Below are 22,479 nucleotides of genomic sequence, written 5' to 3' on the forward strand. Positions count from 1 at the left end.
CGGTGGCGCTCCGCTGTCTGGGCTGCCTGGCTTTTTGCGAACCTGGCTGGCGGCCTGATGTTGGCTCAAACGCTGGCTCAAGCGCTGGCGCAGCGCAGTACGCGCGTGACGGTGAGCTTTGCGTCCGGCGCCGGGCTTGCTGCCGGGAAAACGCCGGTGCGATATCGAGGCGTGGCAATTGGCCAGCTCGAACATTTGCGTGCGTCGGCAGACGGTCAGCGCGTCGATGCCGAACTGAGACTCGATGCCGCCGGGCAACGTGTCGCGACGTGCGGCACGAAATTCTGGGTCGTGCGTCCGCGCATTGACGTGAAGAACATCTCGGGGCTCATGACCGCCATATCGGGAACCTGGATCGACGTCGATATCGATGTGCATTCGCTTAGGGCGTGCGACACGTTCACCGGCTTCGACACGCCGCCGGCAATCACGAGCGACGACGATGGCACGCGTTTCGTGATTCGCGCCCCCACGCTTGGCTCGCTGAACGCTGGTTCACCCGTTTATTTTCGCGGTGTGCAGGTCGGACAGGTGCTCGGCTATTCGCTGGCGCGCAGGGGCGACGCCGTCCGCATAGGCGTTTTCGTCAGGAGACCTTTCGATCGTCTGGTGGCCTCCGATACGCGATGGTGGCAGGCGAGCGGTGTCGAACTCAAGGTCGATTCCAGCGGCATGCGCCTGGAGACCCCTGCGCCCGCGGCGCTGCTCGCGGGCGCAGTTGCATTCGATACGCCGCGTGGGAGCGTGCATGCCGTGTCCGCCACGAGCGTCGAGGAATTTCAACTCGCGGATAGCCGCGCAGACGCCATGCGTGCGAACGAAGGTCCGCCTGCAGTCGTGCGTATGCGTTTCGCGCAATCGGTACGGGGGTTGTCGGTGGGGGCGCCTGTCGAGTTCCGCGGTGTCGAGCTGGGCACCGTCACGGCGATCGATATCGACCTCAAACCCGAAAGCGGCCGTTTCGACATGCTGGTCACGCTGAGCCTTTTTCCCTCCCGGCTCGGCCGCAGTTACCGCGCCGCGCTTGGCGACGGCGCAGGCGCAGCGGGTAAAGATCTGCTGCGGCAGCTCGTTGCTCAGGGACTGCGCGCGCAGCTACGCACGGGCAGTCTTTTGACGGGGCAGAAGTACGTCGCACTCGATGTCTTTGCGCACGCCCCCGCGGCCCGCGTCGACACGGATCGCTCGCCAGTCGAGTTGCCGACGGTGCCCAACTCGCTTGAAGAACTGCAAGACCAGTTGTCGAACATCGTGCGCCGGCTCGACCGCATGCCGCTTCAGGAGATCGGGCGCAATCTGGACGTCTCGCTGCAGCAGTCGAATGTCTTGTTTGCGCGGCTCGATACGCAGATCGTGCCGGCTGCGCGTTCGACGCTCGAATCCGCGCAACGGGCGTTTCGTTCGGCGAACGAGATGCTCGACCAGGCTTCACCGCAGCAGCGCGATGTTCATCAGGCATTGGCCGAGCTGCGGCGTACGCTGGCCAGCCTGAACGCCCTGTCCGATTATCTCGAACGCCACCCGGAGGCACTGATTTGGGGGAAGCGCGCGGACCGATGAAGCTGAAAGGCCGATTGTGGAGAGGGCAATCACACCTCTACAGCGCCCGACTCACCAGCAACGGATCGACTACCCCAATCGCCTCCCCATCCCGGCTTGCATAAGGCAGCTTATGCAGCACGAACCGCATGGCATTCAGCCGTGCGCGCTTCTTGCAATCGGAGCGAACGACGGTCCACGGCGCATCGGCCGTGTCGGTTTGCGAGAACATCGCCTCCTTTGCCTGCGTATACGCTTCCCACTTGTCGAGAGAAGCGAGATCGACAGGGCTCAGCTTCCATTGCTTGAGCGGATGCACCTTGCGCTCCTTGAAGCGGCGGCGCTGCTCCGCGCGGCTCACCGAGAACCAGAACTTGATCAGGTGGATGCCGCTGCGAATCAGTTGCCGTTCGAACTCCGGCGCTTGCTGCATGAAATCCGCATATTCGTCAGGCGTGCAGAAGCCCATGACATGCTCGACGCCCGCGCGGTTGTACCAGGACCGATCGAACAGCACGATCTCTCCCGCCGAAGGCAGATGCTGCACGTAACGCTGGAAATACCACTGGCCGCGTTCGACTTCGGTGGGCTTTTCGAGCGCCACCACGCGCGCGCCGCGCGGGTTCAGATGCTCCATGAAGCGCTTGATCGTGCCGCCTTTTCCGGCGGCGTCGCGGCCCTCGAACAGGATCACCACGCGCTGGCCGGTTTCGCGCACCCACGCCTGAAGCTTGAGCAATTCGACCTGCAGCCGATACTTCTGCCGCTCGTAGGCGCGGCGCGACATCAAATTACGATACGGATAGCCGCCTTCGCGCCAGCCAGCGGCAAGTTCCTCGTCGGGGTGGCGCGTGCGTGAGTTGCGCCAGTCGGCAGGGTTGCCTTCGAGAATCAGACTGCGCAACTGGGCGGCTTCGTCGGGTGACATGCCTTGCATCAATGCCGCGATCGACTCGAGCAACCTGGCGGGCGGATTTTGCTCGGCGTGAGCGCGCGTGACGAGATCATGGACAGCGCCTGCGATGACTTCGCTCGCGGACTCGACGGCACTGTCGACGGTGCGCAACTCGGCGCTGTGGGGCGTGACGAGCGGCAGGCGCGCGGCGGGGCTGGGGTCGTCGGAGGCGGAGTAGGGAATGGATTTGGGCATGATGTAGGCGAACGCGGAGAGCGGAGTGCGTGCGAAGTGACTCGCATTCAAAGCGGGAGCATCGAAGCGAAAGGAATAACGCGTGAGCGGCACCAGGGCGCAGGGAAGCCGTCGCGGCTTGATTAGCAGGCGCGACAGCGCAAAGCCGGCGGTCGATGGCCAGCGCCGGCACACTGGCGGCCAGCGCTGGACGCCGCCTGGTTCAGGCGTTCGCCGCTTTTCTCAGGATCAGGTAAAGCGAGTCCTTGAGTTGGAGCTTTTCCTTTTTCAACTGCTCGACTTCCATGCCATGCGAAGCCACGACGCCGGCCTCCATGTTCTTGATCTGCTGGTCGAGCTCGTTGTGACGATGAAAAATGCGGGCGAAATGGTCGTCTTGAATCTTGAGGCGCGAAATCAAATCTCGGTATTCTGGGAACACTCAACACTCCTTACAGATAGTCAAAATGGGAGAAATTGAAACGTAATTATTTTTCCACCGTCTCGTCGTGGCAGTCTTGACCATCATCAGAGACCCGCTGGAAGGGTCAGGGACGTTACCTGGGGCGTCGAGGCGCGCTCGCGTGTACCATCGATCGCGTCGTCGCTGTTCCTGGCTCTCCATCCCCTTGCACTGTTCTAAGCCTTCGCGCCCACCCACAGCATCCTGGAGCGTTCATGGATCGCGTTCTGGAAATCGTGCTGGATGTCGTGATCCCGGCAGCGCCGGATAGAAGAAGCTCAAACGCCGCCGCCACGGGCGCGGCGTCCAGGCCGCACGCCAGCCCGACGCCTTCGGAGTGGAGCGTCGCTCTGTGCGCCGCCGTGCCGTCGCTCGTGCCGCTGTCCGATGCGCGCGAACGCGTGACGACGGTCGTCTTCGACCGCGGCGGCGTCCTTGCGGGGCTTGGCTGGCGCGTCGCTGTCGAATCGCGCGGCGAGACACAGTGCGTCGTCGTGTCGAAGCGGCGCGTTCATACGCCCGGTGTCACCGCGGTCGCACCGATCTTCGAGGCGGCGCTCGATGCGAACGGGATCGCGCATGCGCTCTTCGACGCCGCGCCCGAGCCGTTTCGCGAGGCGCTGGGCAGCGCGGACGATCTCTCTGCGGCGGCCACGCTCGTGGCCGCGCGCAGTTGCTGGCAGTGGCCGCGCGATGGCATCGAGGTGCTGCTCACGTTCGACGAAGATTTGCACGAGCCGGCGGCTCTGCCGCAAACCGCGCTGGCCGGGGGCACGCAAGGCGCGGATGCATCGCCTGCGCCCGGCTTGCCCAGCCTGCACGAGTTACGCGTGAGTGCGCCCTGGCCCGATGGCGAAGACGAGCGGCCTGTCGTCGACGCGCTTTTTGCCTGCGCCGGCGACCTGATCGAGGCGTTGCCCGCGTTCGTGCGCTTGACCGACGCGCTCGAGCGCGCCGCCTCGGGCAGCGTGACCGGCGACGCCGCTGCCATCAAAGCCGAAGCCGTGAATCTCGGCGCCGCGGCCACCGCTGAAGCCGCGCTCGTGGCAATCGGGCGCAACATCAGCGCGCAGTGGTTCGGCAATGACGCGGGCGTGCGCGACAGCACGAACGGCGAGTTCATCCATCAGATGCGCGTGTCGCAGCGGCGGTTGCGTACCGCCATGCGCATCTTCTCGCACTGGTGCGACGAGGCCTGGGAAACGCGCATCGAGCCGGAGCTCAAATGGCTGGGCGGCCTGCTCGGCGATGCGCGCGACCGCGACGTCTTCGTCGAATCGACGCTGCCGGCGCTCGCCGCCGCCGACGTCGAGCCGGGGCGCTGGAACGCGATTCGCGACGAGGCAAACGCGCAACGGCTCGCCGCGCGGGCGCGGCTGCGCGAGGGGCTGGCTTCGCCGCGCTACGCGCGGGTGGCGCTGGCGTGGCTCCGGTGGCTCGACACGCTCGCGCGGCGCGCGAGCGACGCCGGCGCCGGTGGGCGCTCGCTGCACCGCCACGCGAAGAAGCGCGTGCGGCGCTACTACGAGCGGCTCGCGAGCACGCAAAAGCTCACCGCCATCGACGAGGCGAGCCGCCATCGCGCGCGCATCAACGCGAAATATTTGCGTTACACGATCGAATTCTTCGCCACGCTCACGTCGCGCCGCACGCGCGTGGAGGTGGCGCGCTCGCTCGCGCGGCTGCAGACCGTGCTCGGCGACGGCAACGACGCGGCAGTGGCCCTGCGCTATCTCGAGCGCATGGATGCCGAGCCGTATCAGCTTGGGTTCGCTCGTGGCTGGTGCGAGGCCGTCAAGCGCTATACCGCAAAGGAAGGTGAGCGCCTGTTGCGCGAACTGGGCGAGCCGAAGGTGCCGCGCGGCGCCTGAGGCGCGTCTCTATAATCGCTGGCGGATTTCGGCGAGCCACGCCGAACCGTCGCTTGTTTGTCTTGTTTTTGCTTGTATTACGCATGATGAATCCCACTGACTCGCACTCCCCATCCACCGGCGCCGGCCACGCAGATGCCGGTTCCACAGACACATCCCGATCCTCCGAGGCGCCGGAACTGGGTCTGGGCGGCTCGGTCTGGTTTCAGTCCGGCCAGCAGATGCTCGGCGGTGGGGCGCGCATCGCGCTGCTCGAAGCGATCCACGCGACCGGCTCGATCACAGGCGCGGCGAAAGCGGTCGGCATGAGCTACAAGGGCGCCTGGGACGCCGTCGACGTCATGAACAATCTCGCGGGCGAGGCGCTCGTGGTGCGCGCGACGGGCGGCAAGGGCGGCGGCGGAACGACGCTCACGCCGCGGGCGTTGCGGCTCGTCGAGACGTTTCGCGCCATCGAGCGCGAGCACCAGCGCTTTATCGAGCATGCGGCGCAAGCGCTCGGGGCCGTTTCGAACGAAGGCGACGATGCACCGGCTGGCGGTTTCGCGCGCGATCTGGCCGTACTCGGGCGCTTCGCGATGCGCACGAGCGCGCGCAATCAGCTTTTTGGCACCGTTTCGGCAATCGTGAGGGGCGTAGTGAACGACGAGGTGTCGATCGCGCTGCCCGGCGGCGAAGCGCTCGTCGCGACGGTCACGCGAGAAAGCGCCGAGGCCCTGGGGCTTGTGGAAGGTGCGCCCGTGGTGGCGCTCGTGAAGGCGACTTCGGTCGTGCTGGTCGCGAGTGCGGCGGATGCGGCGCGGCTCTCTGCGCGCAACCGGTTGAGCGGGACGATCGAAGTCGTGCGGCGCGGCGCCGTGAACGCCGAAGTGACGCTTGCCATGCCGGGCGGCACCGTCATCGCTGCAATCGTGACCGACGCGAGCGTGGACGCGCTCGGACTCGCCGCGGGTCAAGCGGCGACGGCCGTGTTCAAGGCTTCGAGTGTGCTGCTGGGCGTGGCCGGCTGAGCGTCTGGGCAGCGGCTAACCGGGGTGGTGCGGTCAGCGAGGCGGGATCAGGCGCGGCGTTGCGGGGGCGGCGTGAGACCGTTGCGGGTTTGAGAGATGGGCGCGACGGGGGCCCGGTTGACGCGGTTGGCCTTCCATTTGGCGCGCACATAGGGCCGGTCGTGGCCCGAAACCGTCAGCGCGATGTTCGTGACCCAGCGGTGCGTGGGCACGTGCACGTTGTGCAATGCGACAGTGAGCGCCGCGAGGCTCAGCGCGACGACCGCCGCCGAAATTCGCTGAGCCTGCGCTCGCCACCAGTACCGCACGAACACCAGCGCGGTAAGCGCCCCGACCACACAGCCCGTGACAGCCTCGGAAGGCGAATGGGCGTCGAGCACCACGCGCGAGAGCGCTACCGCGAGCCCCACCGCGAGCCCAACGGTCACCCCTGCGGCGCGCACGAAGGATGGCGTGCCTTGCAGCACCAGGAAAAACGCGACGGGATAGACGGCGGCGGAAAGCATGGCGTGGCCGCTGATACCCGTGAAGTCCAGTTCTCTTACCCCTACGCCCCAGCCCAGAAATGCGATCTTGGTGAGCGTCACGAGGCCGATTGCCACGCCGATCAGGAACACCCAGCTCGCCGCCATGCGCCACGAGTAGCCGACCACGAGCCACAGCGCGATAGCCAACGCGAGCGGCAGGGTGAGGCCTGCGCCGCCGAGGTTGGTAATCGAGTACCAAAGGTGAATCGGTAAATCTGGCATGAGTCCGTACTGCCGGCTTTCTGAACAAGATCCAGGGATTGCAGGTGGTGAGTCGCTACCTGATAGCGACTCAACGCGCGAGCCGCCAGGCTGGCTGACACGCGCGCGAGACAAGTATCCAGTATAGCTGCGTCGCATAAACGCAGGCGTGCCCCGTCGAACGGACGCAAGGACGGAATCGAACTGATCCGATCTGCAGCCGCGTCCAAATGGTGTTATTGTGCGTTGCACAACGACGGATCGCGGCAAAACGCCACGATGTGTCAGACCCTTTTACGAGGCCATAGATGACGAAAAATCTGACGAAGCTATGGGCAGGTGGCATGCGACGTCTGCTCGCCATCCAGACCCGGGCTACCCGCGACGCCCTGAAGGGCGCGGGGATCGACATGCCCCAGCCGCAGGCAATCTGGCGCGCCGCTCAGGCCGCAGCCGATCAGGCGGCGAAGCAGGTTACGCCGGCGCAGGCGCGCAGCGGCGCGCCGGTGCGCGAGTCGCGCGTGGGCCCGCGAGCGGCCGCCTGGGCCGCAGGCGAATGGCAGCGCGCCGAGCACCTTGTACCGGCGAACGCCCTGCATGCCGGGCGCTCGCTGCCTTACGGGCTCTATCTGCCGCCGGGACACAAGACGAAGGGCATGCCGCTCGTCGTGATGTTGCATGGCTGCAAGCAGTCGATGGACTCTTTCGCGGAAGGCACGCGCATGAATCTGCTCGCCGACCGCCATGGGTTCGCGGTGGTCTATCCCGAGCAGTCCGAGCGCGCGCACCCGCACCAATGCTGGCATTGGTACGACTCGCGCGACGCGGCGGGCGGCGGCGAGGCAGCGGCCGTTGTTTCTCTGGTCGATACGCTCGTCGAGGAGCATGGATTCGACCGCTCGCGCGTCTATCTGGCGGGCTTGTCGGCGGGCGCAGGGCTCGCCATGCTGCTCGCGGTGCGCTCGCCCAGCCGCTTTGCAGCCATCGCGCTGCATTCCGGCCCCGCTTTCGGTGAGGCACGCTCCGGCGTGACCGCGCTCGACGTGATGCGGCGCGGCGTGCACCACGATCCGGTGGCGCTCGTCGACACTCAATTGGGCGCCCGCATCCACCCGGGCATGCCGGCGATCGTCGTGCAGGGCGACGCCGATGCGGTCGTCGCGCCCGTGAACGCGGAACAGCTCGCGGTGCAACTGCTGCGCCTGAACGGTCTTGCGGATTCGCGCGGCGTGCGTCAGGGCGTCGTGTCGCACGAGACGTTCAAGGACGGCTATCGCGAGCAGGACTACGAACTCGACGGCGCAAGCGTCGTGCGGCTGTGCCGCGTGGCGGACCTCGACCACGCCTGGAGCGGCGGCGACGACACCGTGCCGTTCCATTCGTCGACGGGACCGGACGCGAGCACGCTGATCTGGGACTTTTTCGAGGCTCATCGGCGCGAGGCGATCGACGAGGCCTATGACGACGAATTGACGCAGGACGCAGGTTAAACGCGTTTGCGGGCAACTTAGGTGTTTACCCTTAACAGGGTTTACCCTATAATGGCTTCATTCGATTCGCGGGCACGTGCCCGTCAAAGAAGGGCCAAATCATGTACCTGCTCAGCCGACTTTTCCTGTTCCTCTCCGAAACCGCCGAAGCTCGCCGCCAGCAGCGCGAGGAAGCGTATCTCGCGGAGTCCGTCGACATCTACGATCTCGAATTTCGCATGCGCAAGATGGATCGCGAGAAGACCACGCGTCACCCGTCGTGGATGAATCACTACGGCTAAGCAGGAATGCTGTGCCCGTCTATATAACGAAGGGGCAAAATGAGAACGGCGCCCAGGGCGCCGTTTTTGCGTTCAAGCGTGCGTGACGAGTACTGGATCGCCGCGCCGTTCAGCGGCCCGAATCCGGCATTTCGGCGGGTTGCTTTTCCTGCACGCCGTAGCAGCCGCGATAGGTCGCGTAGAACGAGCAATAGAGCATCGTCGTCACGATGATGAGCGCGGGCATCAGGATCGCCACCGTGAAGTCGCCCGCGCCGAGCGCGCGCAGCAGCGTCGACAAGCCGATCGATACGACGGTCGAGACCGCGAACCACAGCGCGCCGTACACCATGAATGCGCCCTTGTTGCGCCAGCAGCTCACGATGCTGAAGAACATGGCCTTCACGGGCGGCACGTCGTGCCATGCCGTGAGCACGGGCGCGAACCAGAACAGCATCGACACCGGCACGTAGCAGAGCAGCGAGGCGAGCACCGCAAGCGGCACGTCGCTGTTGGCGAGCGCTTCGGCGTCGAGGTCGCCGCCGATCGTCATCAGGTGCAATAGCGCGCCGCCGTCCACGAACGCAGACGCGGCCAGTACCAGCAACATCGCCACCACGTATATCGCCCCGAGCACCAGAAGCTGCTTCGCCACGTTGCTGCCGTACGAACGAAAGCCGTCGATCAGGATGGTCGGGAACACCGGCTTGCCCGCGATCGTGTCACGGCACGCCGCCATGAAGCCGACGGCCACGCCGGGCACGAACAGGAGCGGCAGCACGCCGCCGATCACGGGAATGGCGGAAATCAGCGTCATCGCCAGCAAATAGGCGAAAAACAGCGTGAGAAACGCGAGCGGATTGCGGCGGAACAGCCAGATACCCTGGCGGAACCAGACGTAGCCCGTCTTCGCGGGGACTTCAATTAGTTGCATGGGCGATGGGGCAAGGCGTGATGGGAGCCGGCCTCGCTGCCAGCGAGGCGCTCGCGAAGGATGCGCTCGAAGTGGCCGGGATCGTGCGGCTTGAGCAGTTCGGCCGAGCGGGGCAGGTGGAAATCATACAGGCGCGAGACCCAGAAGCGGTACGCACCTGCGCGCAGCATGTCCATCCAGTGCCGGGCTTCTTCGGGCGTGAATGGGCGCACGGTCTGGTAGGCGCGCAAAAGCGCGTCGGCGCGCGCCGTGTCGAGCTTGCCGGTGGCGAGGTCGACACACCAGTCGTTCACGGTCACAGCGACGTCGAACAGCCACTTGTCGCAGCCGGCGAAATAGAAGTCGAAAAAGCCGCCCAACCGAACTTCGTGACCCGGCGCCGGATGCGAGTGCGCGAACATCGCATTGTCGCGGAACAGGTCGCAATGGCACGGACCGCCCGGCAGCGCCGCATAGTCGGCCGAGGCGAAGAACGCGCGCTGGTGGTCGAGTTCGCTCGTGAGGAGCGTGCGCTGGGCGTCGGTGAGGTACGGCAGCACCGTCGGCACCGTTTCTTCCCACCACGACAGGCTGCGCAGGTTCGGCTGGTCGCCGCGGTAGTCGCGGCCCGCCAGATGCATGCGCGCGAGCATCTGGCCCACTTCCGCGCAGTGCTCCACGCCGGGCGCGAGTTCGGGCTTGCCTTCGAGCTTCGAGACGATGGCCGCGGGCTTGCCGTGCAGCAGGCCGAAAAGCGCGCCGTCCTTGCGCGGCACGGGGTCGGGTACCGGCACGCGATGCGAGGCGAGGTGCCGCATCAGGTCGAGGTAGAACGGCAGTTGTTCGGCCGTCAGCTTTTCGAAGATCGTCAGGACGTATTCGCCGCGCGTCGTCGTCAGGAAGAAGTTGCTGTTTTCAATGCCGGACTGGATGCCGCGAAATTCGACGACATCGCCGAGATCGTAGTCGCGCAGCCATTGGGCAAGCTCTTGGTCGGTGACAGCGGTGAAGACGGCCATGCAAGAAGGTCGGTTGAGTGGTATTGGCGGGTCGGCGAACGCTGCGTCGTGCTGCCCGAGGGATTTGCGAGCGTGTCCGGCTCAGGTGCGATGGCGGCGGCCCGGCTCACGGGGCGGCGCACATGGCGGTGGCGCGGGCATGCCAAGGCATACGCGCGCCCGGATGGCTCAGTAATGCAGGTTGATCGACGGCAGCCGCGTGCTGGCCTGGCCGTTGTTGCGCACTTGCGGCGAGGTGTCGGGGTTCGCGCTCATCGTGTAGCGCGTGCCGAAGTTCGAATGCACGTTGATCTCGACGGGCTTGCCCTTGTCGCGGTATTCGGTGATTTCGGTGCCGTTCCGGCTCACTTCGTGATAGCTGGGCACGCGCGGCACGTCGTTGATGTTGACCTTCGAGGTGACGCGTGCGGCCGGCTGGTTGTTGATCGCGGCCAGGTCGGGCAGGCCCGCGCGTTCATTCTCGGACTGCGCGGATTGTGCCTCGACGGCGGTCTTTGCGTCGTCGGCCGGCGCGGCCATGGCGACCCTGCTGAAAGCGAGTGTCACCGCGACGGCGGCAAGAAGGTGCGACTTCATGGTCATTCTCCGATGGGATGCCCCAATTCTAGCAAATCCGGGCGCTTCGCCCCATGTCGCGCAGGCGCTGCGGCCCGCGCCCGGCGGGCGGTGCGCCGCGCCCGCAGCCCGCGCGTGGCCGGTGTTGCAAAAGCCCTGGACGCGGCGAGGTTCGTCGCCAGAAATTCGTGGCTTCCGTGGTAATGTGGACCCATCAAACGGAGAGGCGAACGAAGATGAAGAACGACTACCTGCGGCCCCTCATGACGCCGGCGCACGACTTCCCGGACGAATCTTTCGACGACGCCGCCGACGCCGTGGCGCGCCTCTCGAGCATTTACGAAGCGAATACGTCTTTCCTGCGCGACGCGTTTGCGCGCTATCGCCGCGGCGAGGCGTTCGACCGTCGCGTGCGCGCGTGCTACCCGTTCGTGCGCATCCGCACCAACGTCAACACACATATCGACTCACGCCGCTCGTACGGTTTCGTGGCCGGCCCAGGCGTGTTCGAGACCACCGTCACGCGGCCCGACCTGTTCGGCAATTACTATCGCGAGCAGTTGCGCCTGCTCGCGAAGAACCATCACGTGGCTATCGAAGTGGGCGTATCGGATCAGCCGATTCCCGTGCACTTCGCGTTCGCCGAAGGCATCCACCTCGAAGGCGATCTCGACCGCGAACGCCTCTTCGCCATGCGCGACGTGTTCGATGTGCCCGATCTCGCGCAGCTCGACGACCGCATCGTGAATGGTACTTACGAGCCGGAGCCGGGCGAGCCGCATCCGCTTGCGCTTTTCACCGCGCCGCGCGTGGACTTCTCGCTGCACCGGCTCAAGCACTACACGGCGACGTCGCCCACGCACGTGCAGAACTACGTGCTCTACACGAACTATCAGTTCTATATCGACGAGTTCGTGAAGCTCGGCCGCGCAATGATGGCGCATACCGACGACGCCGACCTGCGCAACTACCGCAGCGAATACACCTCGTTCGTCGAGCCCGGCGACGTCGTCACCTACAACGCGAACCTGGGCGAGCAGGACGACGAGGGCACGGCGCCGGCGCGCTTGCCGCAAATGCCGGCCTACCACCTCAAGCGCGCAGACGGCAGCGGCATCACGATGATCAACATCGGCGTGGGCCCGTCGAACGCGAAGACGATCACCGATCACATTGCCGTGCTGCGCCCGCATGCGTGGATCATGCTTGGCCACTGCGCGGGCCTGCGCAATACGCAGCGCCTGGGCGACTACGTGCTCGCGCACGGCTATGTGCGTGAGGATCACGTGCTCGACGCCGATTTGCCGCTGTGGGTGCCCATTCCGGCGCTCGCGGAAGTGCAGCTCGCGCTCGAGCGGGCGGTCGCGGACGTCACGAAGCTCGACGGCGTGGAACTCAAGCGCGTGATGCGCACGGGGACGGTGGCGAGCGTGGACAACCGCAACTGGGAGCTGCGCGATCATCGCGAGCCGGTGCTGCGCCTTTCGCAGAGCCGCGCGATCGCACTCGACATGGAAAGCGCGACCATCGCCGCGAACGGATTCCGCTTTCGCGTGCCGTACGGCACCTTGCTATGCGTTTCCGACAAGCCGTTGCACGGCGAGCTCAAGCTGCCGGGCATGGCCGATTCGTTCTATCGCGCGCAGGTCGATCAGCATTTGCAGATCGGCGTGAAGGCGATGGAGATTCTGCGCACGAACGGCTTGCACAAGCTGCATAGCCGGAAATTGCGCAGTTTTGCGGAGGTGGCGTTTCAGTAGGCGCGTCTTGAACGACGGCGGCTGGCCACAGGCTCGCCGCCGGTTTGTCTTGTCGTTCTCGCTTACCTGACAGGAACGCAGGCGTGCGCGGGCACCTTAGACTCCTCTACCTCTCACTGCTGCTCACGCGACTCGCGGATCAGATCCTGCTATTCACCGTGCCGCTTGTCGTATTCAAGCTGTCGGGGAGCGCTGCATGGTCGGGCATCGCATTCTTCTGCGAAGCGTTGCCGCGCTATGCGGCCTTTCCGGTCTGCGGTGCGCTTTGCGACCGTGTTTCGACGCTCAAGCTGATTCGCTGGAGTCAGCATTGGCGCTCGATCGTCTGCGTTGGCGGCGTGCTTGCTTTCGCGATACACGGCAGCCTCGTGTGGCTCATCGTCATTTCGGCGGGCGCGGGCGTGCTCACGACGCAAGGCTTCATGGCGCGCGAAGCCATGTTGCCGCGCATCTTTCATGGCGACGCCTACCGTAAAAGTCTCTCGTACACGCAGATCGCGGATCAGTTGGGGACCGTCCTGGGACCGCTCGCAGCAGCGGGCTTACTGGGCGTTTCGGGCTGGGAGTACGTGGTGTTGGCCACAGCCGCGATTTTCCTCGTGTCCGATATCGCGTTTTCACTTTGGGCTGCGGGGCAGCAGGTGCCGGTGTTCGATCAAGCGCATCCTCGCCGGAACTGGCTCGTCCCGTATCGCATTGCGCTCGTGCACATCGTCGCGATACCCGGCTTGCTGGAAATGATCCTGCTTGCGGCTGGGGTGAATCTCGTCATTGGCGTGACGCTCGCGACATCGGCGGCCATGTTCACGGGGGTGTATGGTCAGACGGCTTCAGCCTATGCGTGGCTGCAGGTGGCCGGCTCGATCGCAACGGTCGTCGTGCTGATGTTCGTCGCTCATGTGAAGCTGCCCGCGCGCGTATCGGGCGCGGTCTCCTATCTGCTGATCGTGCTAGGCGGTTTGTTGACGGGGTGGAAATCGCTGCCTTTTGTCTATGTCGCAGGCTTTGTCGCGGTCATCGGCTTTGACAAGATGTTCAGCGTATTCATGCGTGGGGTGCGGCAACGGCTGATTCCCGCGGAGGACTTCGGCAAGACCGTGGGTCTGATCGCACTACTTAACAATCTGACCCAGCCGCTTGCCGGGCTGCTGGTTGGGCTCTGCGCGTCGCGCCTGGGAACGGAGGCCGTCATTCTCGCGCTGACCCTGTGCATGGCATTGATCGGAATCGCACTGGTCGCGCGGGTGGCGATCGGCGGCAGGCGTGCGGCGTGGATGGTGAATATCGAGGAAGCCTGAATCGCACCATCCCCAACCCCCGCCGTCACTTCACTGCCCAAACCCCAACAACCCGATCAGACTCCCCGCGCCAAGCAGCCACAGCGGGTGAATCTTCGTGCGAAACGCGAGCACGGCGCACACGCCGGTAATCGCCCACGCGATCCACGAAGGATCTGAAGCCTTCGCAATCAGCACCGCGCTCGCGGCCACGAGGCCCGCCGTTACCGGCACGAGCCCTTTTTGCGCGATGCGACGCCACGGGCGGTCCTTGAAGCGGTCCCACGCATGCAGTGCGGCGATCGTGACGAGCGACGACGGTCCGAACTTCGCAATCGACGTGACCAGCATGCCCGCCCAGCCGGCCACGTGCCAGCCCACCAGCGTCACGACCATCATGTTCGGCCCCGGGGCGGCCTGGGCAAGCGCGAAGAGCGCGCTGAACTCGCTTGCGGGCATCCAGTGGTGCACCTCGACGACCTGACGCTGCATCTCGGGCAGGATCGTGTTGCCGCCGCCGAATGCGAGCAGCGAGAGCTGGCTGAAGATTGCAGCGAGCGCAACGAGTGTGGCGGTCATCGCGAGCCTCCTTCCTTGCGCGCCGCGCGGGCCGCGAGCGCGATGCCGACTGGCGTCAGCACGAGCATGGTGGGCAAAAGGGGCGTGCGCAGCACGGCAATGGCCACGAAGCCGAGCGCGGCGACGACGGCCGCGGCGGGGTCGCGCCGCAGCGGCAGCACGATCTTCAGCGCCATCGAGACGAGCAGCCCGGCGGCCGCCGCGGCGAGCCCCACGAACAAGTGCCGCACGTGCGGGTCGTTTTGCGTGCGCTCGTAGAGCACGCCGAGCCCGATCACGACGAGCGACGGACCCGCGATCAGGCCGAGAATGCCCGCGAGCGCACCGCGCCAGCCCTGAAATCGCATGCCGAGCGCAACCGACAGGTTGATGACGTTGCCGCCCGGCAAAAACTGGCAGAGCCCGAGCAGGTCGGTGAACTCGCTGGCGCTGAGCCAGCGGCGCTGCTCGACGATGGTGCGGCGCGCCAATGGCAGGGCGCCGCCAAACGATGTGAAGCCAAGACCGAGGAAGCCGTAGAACAGATCGCGCACCGTGGGCGTGTGCAGGCCGTCGTCCGTGCCGGTCGCGGCAGCGGTAGCGGCGGGCGATGAGATGGGTTGTTTCATGAATGGAAGGGACCTCTGAGGCAAGTTCGGAGATTAAGCCCAATCGCGCGCGCGGCAAAACGATTTCTATGGCGCGCTCTTGTGATCTACACTCACAAGGATGGCACGCTCCCTTCCTCCCTTTCCCGCGCTGCGCGCGTTCGAAGCCGCAGCGCGGCACAACAGCTTCTCCGCCGCGGCGGGCGAGCTCAATGTGACTCACGGTGCCATCAGCCGGCAGGTGGCCGCGCTCGAGGCGTGGGTCGGCGTGCAGGTGTTTCATCGTCACGGCAAGCGGGTCGCGCTGACCGAGGACGGGCGGCGCTACCTGGCCGCTGTGCAATCGGCATTCGACGACATCGCGCGCGCAACCAACCAGTTGCGCGACACGGGCGTGGTGCACGTGCTGCGCGTGAATGCGCTACCTACCTTCGCGATGAAATGGCTGCTGCCGCGGCTCTCGCAGTTTCAGCGTCTCGCGCCGAACGTCGAGTTGCGCCTGTCCACCTCGAACGCGCCGGTCGAGACGCTCGAAGGCTTCGACGTGGCCGTGCGGCGCGGTCCGGCCCACTGGCCCGACTGCGAGGCCGGTCATTTCCTTGATGAGATGGAGCTGCCGGTGTGCAGCCCGGCGCTGCTCAAACGCGCGCCGATTCACCAGGCGGGCGATCTGGCGCGCCATGTGCTGCTGCATTCGGACACGCGTCCCGATGCGTGGCGTACGTGGCTTGCGGCCGCGGGGGTAAAGGCCAAATGCCGGAAGAAGCAGTCGTTCGACCACTTCTACCTGGCCTTGCAGGCTGCCGTGGATGGTCTTGGCGTGGCGCTCGGCCCACTGCCGCTGCTCGACGACGAACTCGCTTCAGGGCGTCTCGTCACCCCGCTGGCAGGACCGCATCTCGACGCGCGCGGTTACTGGTGGGTGGCGCGCCGCGAGGTGGCGCAAGCGCCGCTCGTCTCGCAGTTTTGCCGCTGGCTGGAGGAGCAGGCGAGCGCGCGGGCGCCGCTCGGTGCATCCGGCGTGCCCGCAAGCGCGGAGAAAGCATGAGGAGTGTGAGGCGCTCAAGCGCGAGCGGTGCGCAGGCCTACGGAAACATTAACCGCAAGCCATCCGCACGCTGCGCTTGAAGCGCCGCATCAGAGGTAGAACATCCGGTCTTCGTCGGAGTCGCGGTCACGGTCGCGGCGCGCTGGGTGTTCCTTGCCGGCATCTTCGGCGGTGTCCGCATCTTCGTAGAACTTGAGAACGGCTTCGAGCACCTGGTCGGGGTCGTCGATCACCTGCATCAAGTCCATGTCTTCGGGATTGATGAGGCCCATCGGCACGAGCGCCGAGCGGAACCAGTCGAGCAGGCCCTTCCAGAACGTGCTGCCCACCAGAATGATGGGCACGTGACGCGACTTTTTCGTCTGGATGAGCGTGAGCACCTCGGCCAGTTCGTCGAGCGTGCCGAAGCCGCCGGGCATGACGATCACGGCGTCCGAGTTCTTCACGAACGTGACCTTGCGCGTGAAGAAATGGCGAAAACGCAGCGAAATGTCCTGCCACTGGTTGCCCGACTGCTCGTGCGGCAACTCGATGTTCAGGCCCACCGAAGGCGACTTGCCCGCATGCGCGCCCTGGTTCGCGGCTTCCATGATGCCGGGGCCGCCACCGGAGATCACGGCGAAGCCCGCGTCCGAGACTTTTCGCGCGATCGTGCTGGCGAGCTGGTAGTACTCCGACTCCGGTTTCAGGCGGGCGGAGCCATAGATGCTGACCGCTGGCCGGATCTCGGACAGGTACTCGGTCGCCTCAATAAACTCTGCCATAATCGTGAACATCTGCCACGATGCGCGCGCCTTCTTGGCCGTCGCGCGCTCTTGATCTGCGAGTGAACGCAGACTCGGAATCACTTTTCTCTTGTCCATAATGCCTGAAGAACTACGCGTGGAAACGAAGCTACAAAATGAGCTGGAAGGGAAGACCCTGCTGCTGGTCGACGGTTCTAGCTATCTCTATCGGGCCTTCCATGCGATGCCGGACCTGCGCGGTCCCGACGGCGAACCGACGGGCGCGCTATACGGCATCATCAACATGCTGCGTCGCATGCGCAAGGACGTTACGGCAGAGTATAGCGCGTGCGTGTTCGATGCAAAGGGCAAGACGTTCCGCGACGACTGGTACCCCGAGTACAAGGCCAACCGGCCTTCCATGCCCGAGCCGCTCGCAGCACAAATCGAGCCCATTCACACGGCGGTGCGCGCGCTCGGCTGGCCGCTTCTGATGATCGAAGGCGTCGAGGCCGACGACGTGATCGGCACGCTCGCCCGCGAGGCGGAAAAGCGCGGCATGAAGGTCATCGTTTCCACGGGCGACAAGGACTTGGCGCAGCTCGTCACGGACCACGTCACGCTCATCAACACGATGACGAACGAAACGCTCGATCGCGAAGGCGTGATCGCGAAGTTCGGCGTGCCGCCCGAGCGCATCATCGATTATCTCTCGCTCATCGGCGACACCGTCGACAACGTGCCGGGCGTGAACAAGTGCGGCCCGAAAACCGCGGTGAAGTGGCTCACGCAATACGATTCGCTCGATGGCGTGATCGCGCATGCGGACGAAATCAAGGGCGCCGTGGGCGGCTATCTGCGCGACGCACTCGACTTCCTGCCGATGGCGCGCAAGCTCGTCACGGTGGAAACGGCTTGTGACCTCGCGCCGCATCTCGAGACGATCGAAGCGTCGCTCGCGACGCGCCCTGAAGCGCGCGAAGAACTGCGCGATATCTTCGCGCGCCACGGTTTCAAGACCTGGCTGCGCGAAGTGACCGAAGCGAGCCAGCAGAGCGAGACGGTGCCCGCCGCAACCCAAGGCGACGCCCCCGAGAAAGACGCGATCGTGCAGCCCGCGCTCTTCGTCGATGCGCCGCGCCATTACGAAACGATCCAGACGTGGCCGCAGTTCGATACGTGGCTCAAGAGAATCGAGGCCGCCGAACTCACGGCGTTCGACACCGAGACCACGGCGCTCGATCCGATGGTCGCGAAGCTCGTTGGCATGTCGTTCTCGACGGAGCCGGGCGTGGCCGCGTATTTGCCGCTCGCGCATCGCGGCCCGGACGCGCCCGATCAACTGCCGCAGGGCGAAGTGCTCGCGCGCCTGAAGCCGTGGCTCGAAAGCGAAAAGCACAAGAAAGTCGGCCAGCACATGAAGTATGACGAGCAGGTGCTCGCGAACTACGGTATCGAGCTGAACGGCGTGGAGCATGACACGCTGCTCGAATCGTATGTGCTCGAATCGCATCGCAGTCACGACATGGACAGCCTCGCGCTGCGCCATCTCGGCATCAAGACGATCAAGTACGAAGAGGTGGCGGGCAAGGGCGCGCAGCAGATCGGCTTCGATGATGTCTCGCTGGAAAAGGCCGCCGAATACGCTGCCGAAGACGCCGACGTCACGCTGCAACTGCACCGCGCGCTCTATCCGCAGATCGCGCCGGAGAAGGGCCTCGACTACGTCTATCGCAACATCGAATTGCCTACGTCGCGCGTGCTGCGCAAGATGGAGCGCAACGGTGTGCTCATCGACACCGAACGGCTCGAGAAGCAGAGCGCCGAGATCGCCGTGCGGCTCATTGCGCTCGAACAGGAAGCGTATGCGCTCGCGGGCGGCGAATTCAACCTCGGTTCGCCCAAGCAGATTGGCCAGATCTTCTTCGAGAAGCTGCAACTGCCGGTTGTGAAGAAAACGCCTAGCGGCGCGCCTTCCACCGACGAAGAAGTGCTGCAAAAGCTCGCCGAAGATTACCCGCTGCCCAAGATCCTGCTCGAGCATCGCGGTCTTGCCAAGCTCAAGTCGACGTACACCGACAAGCTGCCGCGCATGGTCAATGCGCAAACGGGCCGCGTGCACACGAACTACGCGCAGGCCGTGGCGGTCACCGGCCGGCTTGCGTCGAACGATCCGAATCTGCAGAACATCCCCGTGCGCACGGGCGAAGGGCGCCGCATTCGCGAAGCGTTCATCGCGCCGCCGGGTCACAAGATCGTTTCCGCCGACTACTCGCAGATCGAACTGCGCATCATGGCGCATATCTCGGGCGACGAGTCGCTGCTCGCCGCGTTCGCACGCGGCGACGACATTCACCGCGCCACGGCCGCCGAGGTGTTCGGCGTCACGCCGCTCGAAGTGAGCTCGGACCAGCGGCGCATCGCGAAGGTCATCAATTTCGGCCTGATTTACGGTATGAGCGCGTTCGGGCTCGCATCGAATCTCGGCATTACGCGCGACGCGGCGAAGCTTTATATCGACCGCTATTTCGCGCGCTATCCGGGCGTTGCGCGCTACATGGACGAAACGCGCATGGATGCGAAGTCGCGCGGCTATGTGGAGACCGTGTTCGGCCGCCGTCTGTGGCTGCCCGAGATCAATGGCGGCAACGGCCCGCGCCGCCAGGCCGCCGAGCGCGCCGCCATCAACGCGCCCATGCAGGGCACGGCTGCCGACCTCATCAAGCTTTCCATGGTCGCGGTGCAGAAGTGGCTTGACGAACGCAAGATCGGCACGAAGATGATCATGCAGGTGCACGATGAACTGGTGCTCGAAGTCCCGGGCGACGAACTCGCCGAGGTGCGCAAGCGCTTGCCCGAACTGATGTGCTCGGTGGCGCAGCTCAAGGTTCCGCTCGTGGCCGAAGTCGGTGTGGGCGAAAACTGGGAAGAGGCGCACTGAAGCCGTACCGAAGGCGTTGCAGTGCTTAGTGCAGCTCTACTAAGTACATACTGAATGCGCCGTACCGCAACAAGGACCTAACTGCACGCGCGCGATAAGGCAAGCCTCGCGTGCGTGATGTCGCGAATGCGCGCCGCAAGGGTTGCCGCCGCGCGCTCCGTCAGCCGACAATGATTTGATCGAAGGCCGGTGCCCCGCGCGTGATGTTGCCGATGCATCGGCCTTTCTATCGCCTTTCGATATGCACGGAGAGTCTATGCATCGCTTTATCGTTGTGGGAGGAGGCGCAGGCGGGCTGGAACTGGCAACACGGCTCGGCGATCGTTACGGCGAAGCGCGCGCGAAGCGTGGCAAACCGCAAGCGGCATCGGTCACCCTGGTCGACCGCAATCCAACGCATATCTGGAAACCGCTCCTGCACGAAGTTGCGGCGGGCAGCATGGATCCGTTCACGCATCAGCTCGAATATCCGGCGCAGGCGCGCTGGCATGGCTTCGAGTTCCAGCAGGGCGAACTGATCGGGCTCGACCGCGCGGCGAAGCGCATCACGCTCGGGCGCGTGCTCGACGAAGACGGTGCGGAAATGCTGCCCGAGCGCGTGCTGGAGTACGACACGCTGGTGCTCGCCATCGGCAGCACGACGCACTTTTTCGGCGTGCCGGGCGCGGCCGAGAATTCCATCGCGCTCGATACCGTCGAGCAGGCCGAGCGCTTTCGCAAGCGCCTGATCGCCGCGTGCATGCGCGCCGAACATCTGGCGCCCGAAAGCGTCGCGGCGGAGGTGACGGCAGACGATCTCACACCGGCCATGAACGGGGGCGGCGAGCCGCGCGTGCAAGTGGCGATCATCGGCGCAGGCGCGACGGGCGTCGAGCTTTCCGCCGAGTTGCGCAACACCGCGCAGGTGCTTTCGGCCTATGGGCTGCACAAGCTCGATCCGCGGCACGACGTGGGCATCGTGCTGATCGAGGCGGGCACGCGCATCCTGCCTGCGTTGCCCGAGCGCGTTTCTTCGGCCACGGCGGAGCTGCTGAACAAGCTCGGTGTGAGGCTGCTGACTGGCGAGCGCGTGACCGAGGTCGCGCCGGGCGTCGTGCGCACGGCAAGCGGCAAGAACCTGCGCGCGGACCTCACGGTCTGGGCCGCGGGCATCACTGCGCCGGCTGTGCTCTCGCGGCTCGATGGCCTCACCGTCAACAAGCTCGGCCAACTCATCGTGCGCCGTACGCTGCAAACCGAACTCGACGACAACATTTTCGCGCTCGGCGATTGCGCGGCCTGTGATTGGCCGGGCCACGAACGCGGTGTGCCGCCCCGTGCGCAGGCCGCGCACCAGCAAGCCACGTTCCTGTTCAAGTCGCTTGGCAATCTGCTCGCCGGCAAGCCGCTGGAGGAGTTCACCTATCGCGACTTCGGCTCGCTGGTGTCGCTCGGCCACTTCAGCGCGGTCGGTAATCTGATGGGCGGGCTGATCGGCGGGAATATGTTGATCGAAGGATTGTTTGCCCGTTTCATGTACATGTCGCTGTACCGGCTGCACATCGCGGCGCTGCACGGCTACGCGCGCATGGTGCTCGATACCTTCGCGCACTGGCTGCGCCGCACGACACTGCCGCGTGTGAAGCTGCACTGAGCGGCGCTTGCGCGGAGGGCGCAGCGCTATTCTGCTTGTTTTCGCAGTTTGACCTCAAAGGAGCGCTGCATGCTGAAACCCGAAGTCGATAGCCTCGTCCCGCACGTGCCGTTCAACCGGCGTACTTTCATCAAGGCGGCGCTCGGCAGCGGATTCGCCGCTGCCGTGCTGCCCGTCTCCGCGCAAACCATCCACACCGACAGCGAAGGTCTAGAAGCCGGCGAGATCGGCTTTCAGTCGGGCGGCACGCTCATCCCGGCGTATCGTGCGCAGCCGCGCGGCAAGACGCATCTGCCTGTCATCATCGTGATCCACGAGATCTTCGGCGTGCACGAGCATATCGCCGATGTGTGCCGCCGCTTCGCGAAGCTCGGCTATCTGGCCATCGCGCCGGACTTCTTCGTGCGCCAGGGCGATGCCTCGGCGTACCCGACGATTCAGCAGATCAACGACAACATCGCGAGCAAGGTGCCCGACGCGCAGGTGATCGGCGACATCGACGCGGCCATTGCCTGGGCAGGCGAACATGGCGGCGACACGAAGCGCGTAGGCGTGAACGGATTTTGCTGGGGCGGGCGCTATGCGTGGCTCTATGCCGAGCACGACCCGCACATCAAGGCGGCAGTGGTGTGGTATGGGCGCGTGGCGGGACCGCACACGGCGAACGCGCCGAGCAATCCGCTCGATCTCGCGAACACCTTGCAGGTGCCGGTGCTCGCCATGTACGGCTTGCAGGACCAGAGCATCCCGCAGGACACGCTCGAGCAGATGAAGGCCGCTATCGCGCAAGGTCCGCAGGGCGGGCGCGGCTCGCAAATCGTCGTGTACAACGACGCGGGCCACGCATTCTTCGCTGACTACCGCCCGAGCTATCGCAAGGCGGATGCCGAAGACGGCTGGAAGCGCGCGATTGCCTGGTTCGAGGAGCACGGCGAGAGCTGACGCCGTGCCG

20 protein-coding genes are annotated in these 22,479 nt (G+C 65.2%); 11 read left to right on the forward strand and 9 right to left on the reverse strand.

The window, feature by feature from the left end; genetic code table 11:
- The first annotated feature begins 57 nt into the window (after positions 1 to 57).
- Positions 58 to 1,560: an intermembrane transport protein PqiB gene (locus U5A65_RS09785; protein WP_321946130.1), complete on the forward strand. Its 1,503-nt coding sequence runs from the start codon at positions 58 to 60 to the stop codon at positions 1,558 to 1,560.
- Positions 1,561 to 1,597: 37 nt separating this feature from the next.
- Here U5A65_RS09785 and ppk2 read toward each other — a convergent pair whose 3' ends face one another.
- Positions 1,598 to 2,689 (reverse strand): polyphosphate kinase 2, encoded by a 1,092-nt coding sequence (gene ppk2, locus U5A65_RS09790; protein WP_415764510.1) that lies wholly within the window; start codon positions 2,687 to 2,689, stop codon positions 1,598 to 1,600.
- Positions 2,690 to 2,891: 202 nt separating this feature from the next.
- The gene (locus U5A65_RS09795) at positions 2,892 to 3,110 is read right to left on the reverse strand and encodes a YdcH family protein (RefSeq protein ID WP_158760529.1); all 219 of its coding nucleotides are present in this window, start codon (positions 3,108 to 3,110) and stop codon (positions 2,892 to 2,894) included.
- 236 nt (positions 3,111 to 3,346) lie between these two features.
- Between U5A65_RS09795 and U5A65_RS09800 the strand changes: the two genes are divergently transcribed.
- Positions 3,347 to 5,002, forward strand: coding sequence for a CHAD domain-containing protein (locus tag U5A65_RS09800; protein ID WP_321946131.1), 1,656 nt, complete (start codon positions 3,347 to 3,349; stop codon positions 5,000 to 5,002).
- Positions 5,003 to 5,088: 86 nt separating this feature from the next.
- On the forward strand, positions 5,089 to 6,012 hold the full coding sequence (locus tag U5A65_RS09805) for a TOBE domain-containing protein (RefSeq protein WP_415764712.1): 924 nt from the start codon (positions 5,089 to 5,091) through the stop codon (positions 6,010 to 6,012).
- 47 nt (positions 6,013 to 6,059) lie between these two features.
- Here the strand turns inward: U5A65_RS09805 and U5A65_RS09810 are convergent, their stop codons facing one another.
- Positions 6,060 to 6,761, reverse strand: coding sequence for a phosphatase PAP2 family protein (locus U5A65_RS09810; protein ID WP_321946135.1), 702 nt, complete (start codon positions 6,759 to 6,761; stop codon positions 6,060 to 6,062).
- A 287-nt stretch (positions 6,762 to 7,048) separates the two neighbouring features.
- Between U5A65_RS09810 and U5A65_RS09815 the strand changes: the two genes are divergently transcribed.
- Together U5A65_RS09815 and U5A65_RS09820 are read left to right on the forward strand one after the other, a co-directional pair.
- Complete coding sequence (locus U5A65_RS09815) at positions 7,049 to 8,230, forward strand: PHB depolymerase family esterase (protein WP_321909733.1); 1,182 nt, start codon at positions 7,049 to 7,051, stop codon at positions 8,228 to 8,230.
- A gap of 101 nt (positions 8,231 to 8,331) precedes the next feature.
- Positions 8,332 to 8,511: a DUF3563 family protein gene (locus U5A65_RS09820; RefSeq protein WP_321909732.1), complete on the forward strand. Its 180-nt coding sequence runs from the start codon at positions 8,332 to 8,334 to the stop codon at positions 8,509 to 8,511.
- Between the two features lie 109 nt (positions 8,512 to 8,620).
- Here the strand turns inward: U5A65_RS09820 and U5A65_RS09825 are convergent, their stop codons facing one another.
- From U5A65_RS09825 to U5A65_RS09835, 3 genes are all read right to left on the reverse strand, one after another.
- Positions 8,621 to 9,424, reverse strand: coding sequence for a BPSS1780 family membrane protein (locus U5A65_RS09825; RefSeq protein WP_321946137.1), 804 nt, complete (start codon positions 9,422 to 9,424; stop codon positions 8,621 to 8,623).
- A complete protein-coding gene (locus U5A65_RS09830; protein WP_321909729.1) occupies positions 9,415 to 10,422 on the reverse strand; it encodes a homoserine kinase in 1,008 nt (335 codons plus the stop codon). The genes U5A65_RS09825 and U5A65_RS09830 overlap by 10 nt, the downstream gene beginning before the upstream one ends.
- Positions 10,423 to 10,590: 168 nt before the next feature.
- A complete protein-coding gene (locus U5A65_RS09835; protein WP_321909728.1) occupies positions 10,591 to 10,998 on the reverse strand; it encodes a hypothetical protein in 408 nt (135 codons plus the stop codon).
- A 215-nt stretch (positions 10,999 to 11,213) separates the two neighbouring features.
- Between U5A65_RS09835 and U5A65_RS09840 the strand changes: the two genes are divergently transcribed.
- Entirely contained in the window at positions 11,214 to 12,737 is a 1,524-nt protein-coding gene (locus U5A65_RS09840) for an AMP nucleosidase (protein ID WP_321909727.1), read from the forward strand.
- Between the two features lie 83 nt (positions 12,738 to 12,820).
- Positions 12,821 to 14,035, forward strand: coding sequence for an MFS transporter (locus U5A65_RS09845; RefSeq protein ID WP_321946138.1), 1,215 nt, complete (start codon positions 12,821 to 12,823; stop codon positions 14,033 to 14,035).
- Positions 14,036 to 14,065: 30 nt separating this feature from the next.
- Here the strand turns inward: U5A65_RS09845 and U5A65_RS09850 are convergent, their stop codons facing one another.
- Together U5A65_RS09850 and U5A65_RS09855 are read right to left on the reverse strand one after the other, a co-directional pair.
- Positions 14,066 to 14,593: a chromate transporter gene (locus U5A65_RS09850; RefSeq protein WP_321909723.1), complete on the reverse strand. Its 528-nt coding sequence runs from the start codon at positions 14,591 to 14,593 to the stop codon at positions 14,066 to 14,068.
- Positions 14,590 to 15,201: a chromate transporter gene (locus U5A65_RS09855; RefSeq protein ID WP_321909721.1), complete on the reverse strand. Its 612-nt coding sequence runs from the start codon at positions 15,199 to 15,201 to the stop codon at positions 14,590 to 14,592. Before U5A65_RS09855 ends, U5A65_RS09850 begins: the two co-directional genes overlap by 4 nt.
- 100 nt (positions 15,202 to 15,301) lie before the next feature.
- Between U5A65_RS09855 and U5A65_RS09860 the strand changes: the two genes are divergently transcribed.
- The gene (locus U5A65_RS09860; RefSeq protein ID WP_321909718.1) at positions 15,302 to 16,228 is read left to right on the forward strand and encodes a transcriptional regulator GcvA; all 927 of its coding nucleotides are present in this window, start codon (positions 15,302 to 15,304) and stop codon (positions 16,226 to 16,228) included.
- 89 nt (positions 16,229 to 16,317) lie between these two features.
- On the opposite strand, the gene U5A65_RS09865 is transcribed toward U5A65_RS09860, so the two are convergent.
- Entirely contained in the window at positions 16,318 to 17,091 is a 774-nt protein-coding gene (locus U5A65_RS09865; protein WP_321909716.1) for a TIGR00730 family Rossman fold protein, read from the reverse strand.
- A 1-nt stretch (position 17,092) separates the two neighbouring features.
- On the opposite strand from U5A65_RS09865, the gene polA reads away from it, so the two are divergent.
- From polA to U5A65_RS09880, 3 genes are all read left to right on the forward strand, one after another.
- On the forward strand, positions 17,093 to 19,894 hold the full coding sequence (gene polA / locus U5A65_RS09870; RefSeq protein WP_321934165.1) for a DNA polymerase I: 2,802 nt from the start codon (positions 17,093 to 17,095) through the stop codon (positions 19,892 to 19,894).
- A gap of 256 nt (positions 19,895 to 20,150) precedes the next feature.
- Entirely contained in the window at positions 20,151 to 21,527 is a 1,377-nt protein-coding gene (locus U5A65_RS09875) for an NAD(P)/FAD-dependent oxidoreductase (RefSeq protein ID WP_321946139.1), read from the forward strand.
- Between the two features lie 69 nt (positions 21,528 to 21,596).
- Positions 21,597 to 22,469: a dienelactone hydrolase family protein gene (locus tag U5A65_RS09880; RefSeq protein ID WP_321909712.1), complete on the forward strand. Its 873-nt coding sequence runs from the start codon at positions 21,597 to 21,599 to the stop codon at positions 22,467 to 22,469.
- Positions 22,470 to 22,479 lie beyond the last annotated feature (10 nt).

The sequence above is a fragment of the Paraburkholderia sp. J10-1 genome (genome assembly GCF_905220165.1).
Taxonomy (GTDB): Bacteria; Pseudomonadota; Gammaproteobacteria; order Burkholderiales; family Burkholderiaceae; genus Paraburkholderia.

Bases quoted from the DNA above. Each gene is read 5' to 3' on its own strand.
- U5A65_RS09785 (WP_321946130.1), top strand. From the start codon at position 58: ATGTTGGCTCAAACGCTGGCTCAAGCGCTGGCGCAGCGCAGTACGCGC.
- ppk2 (WP_415764510.1), bottom strand. From the start codon at position 2,689: ATGCCCAAATCCATTCCCTACTCCGCCTCCGACGACCCCAGCCCCGCC.
- U5A65_RS09800 (WP_321946131.1), top strand. From the start codon at position 3,347: ATGGATCGCGTTCTGGAAATCGTGCTGGATGTCGTGATCCCGGCAGCG.
- U5A65_RS09805 (WP_415764712.1), top strand. From the start codon at position 5,089: ATGAATCCCACTGACTCGCACTCCCCATCCACCGGCGCCGGCCACGCA.
- U5A65_RS09810 (WP_321946135.1), bottom strand. From the start codon at position 6,761: ATGCCAGATTTACCGATTCACCTTTGGTACTCGATTACCAACCTCGGC.
- U5A65_RS09815 (WP_321909733.1), top strand. From the start codon at position 7,049: ATGACGAAAAATCTGACGAAGCTATGGGCAGGTGGCATGCGACGTCTG.
- U5A65_RS09820 (WP_321909732.1), top strand. From the start codon at position 8,332: ATGTACCTGCTCAGCCGACTTTTCCTGTTCCTCTCCGAAACCGCCGAA.
- U5A65_RS09825 (WP_321946137.1), bottom strand. From the start codon at position 9,424: ATGCAACTAATTGAAGTCCCCGCGAAGACGGGCTACGTCTGGTTCCGC.
- U5A65_RS09830 (WP_321909729.1), bottom strand. From the start codon at position 10,422: ATGGCCGTCTTCACCGCTGTCACCGACCAAGAGCTTGCCCAATGGCTG.
- U5A65_RS09835 (WP_321909728.1), bottom strand. From the start codon at position 10,998: ATGAAGTCGCACCTTCTTGCCGCCGTCGCGGTGACACTCGCTTTCAGC.
- U5A65_RS09840 (WP_321909727.1), top strand. From the start codon at position 11,214: ATGAAGAACGACTACCTGCGGCCCCTCATGACGCCGGCGCACGACTTC.
- U5A65_RS09850 (WP_321909723.1), bottom strand. From the start codon at position 14,593: ATGACCGCCACACTCGTTGCGCTCGCTGCAATCTTCAGCCAGCTCTCG.
- U5A65_RS09855 (WP_321909721.1), bottom strand. From the start codon at position 15,201: ATGAAACAACCCATCTCATCGCCCGCCGCTACCGCTGCCGCGACCGGC.
- U5A65_RS09860 (WP_321909718.1), top strand. From the start codon at position 15,302: ATGGCACGCTCCCTTCCTCCCTTTCCCGCGCTGCGCGCGTTCGAAGCC.
- U5A65_RS09865 (WP_321909716.1), bottom strand. From the start codon at position 17,091: ATGGACAAGAGAAAAGTGATTCCGAGTCTGCGTTCACTCGCAGATCAA.
- polA (WP_321934165.1), top strand. From the start codon at position 17,093: ATGCCTGAAGAACTACGCGTGGAAACGAAGCTACAAAATGAGCTGGAA.
- U5A65_RS09875 (WP_321946139.1), top strand. From the start codon at position 20,151: ATGCATCGCTTTATCGTTGTGGGAGGAGGCGCAGGCGGGCTGGAACTG.
- U5A65_RS09880 (WP_321909712.1), top strand. From the start codon at position 21,597: ATGCTGAAACCCGAAGTCGATAGCCTCGTCCCGCACGTGCCGTTCAAC.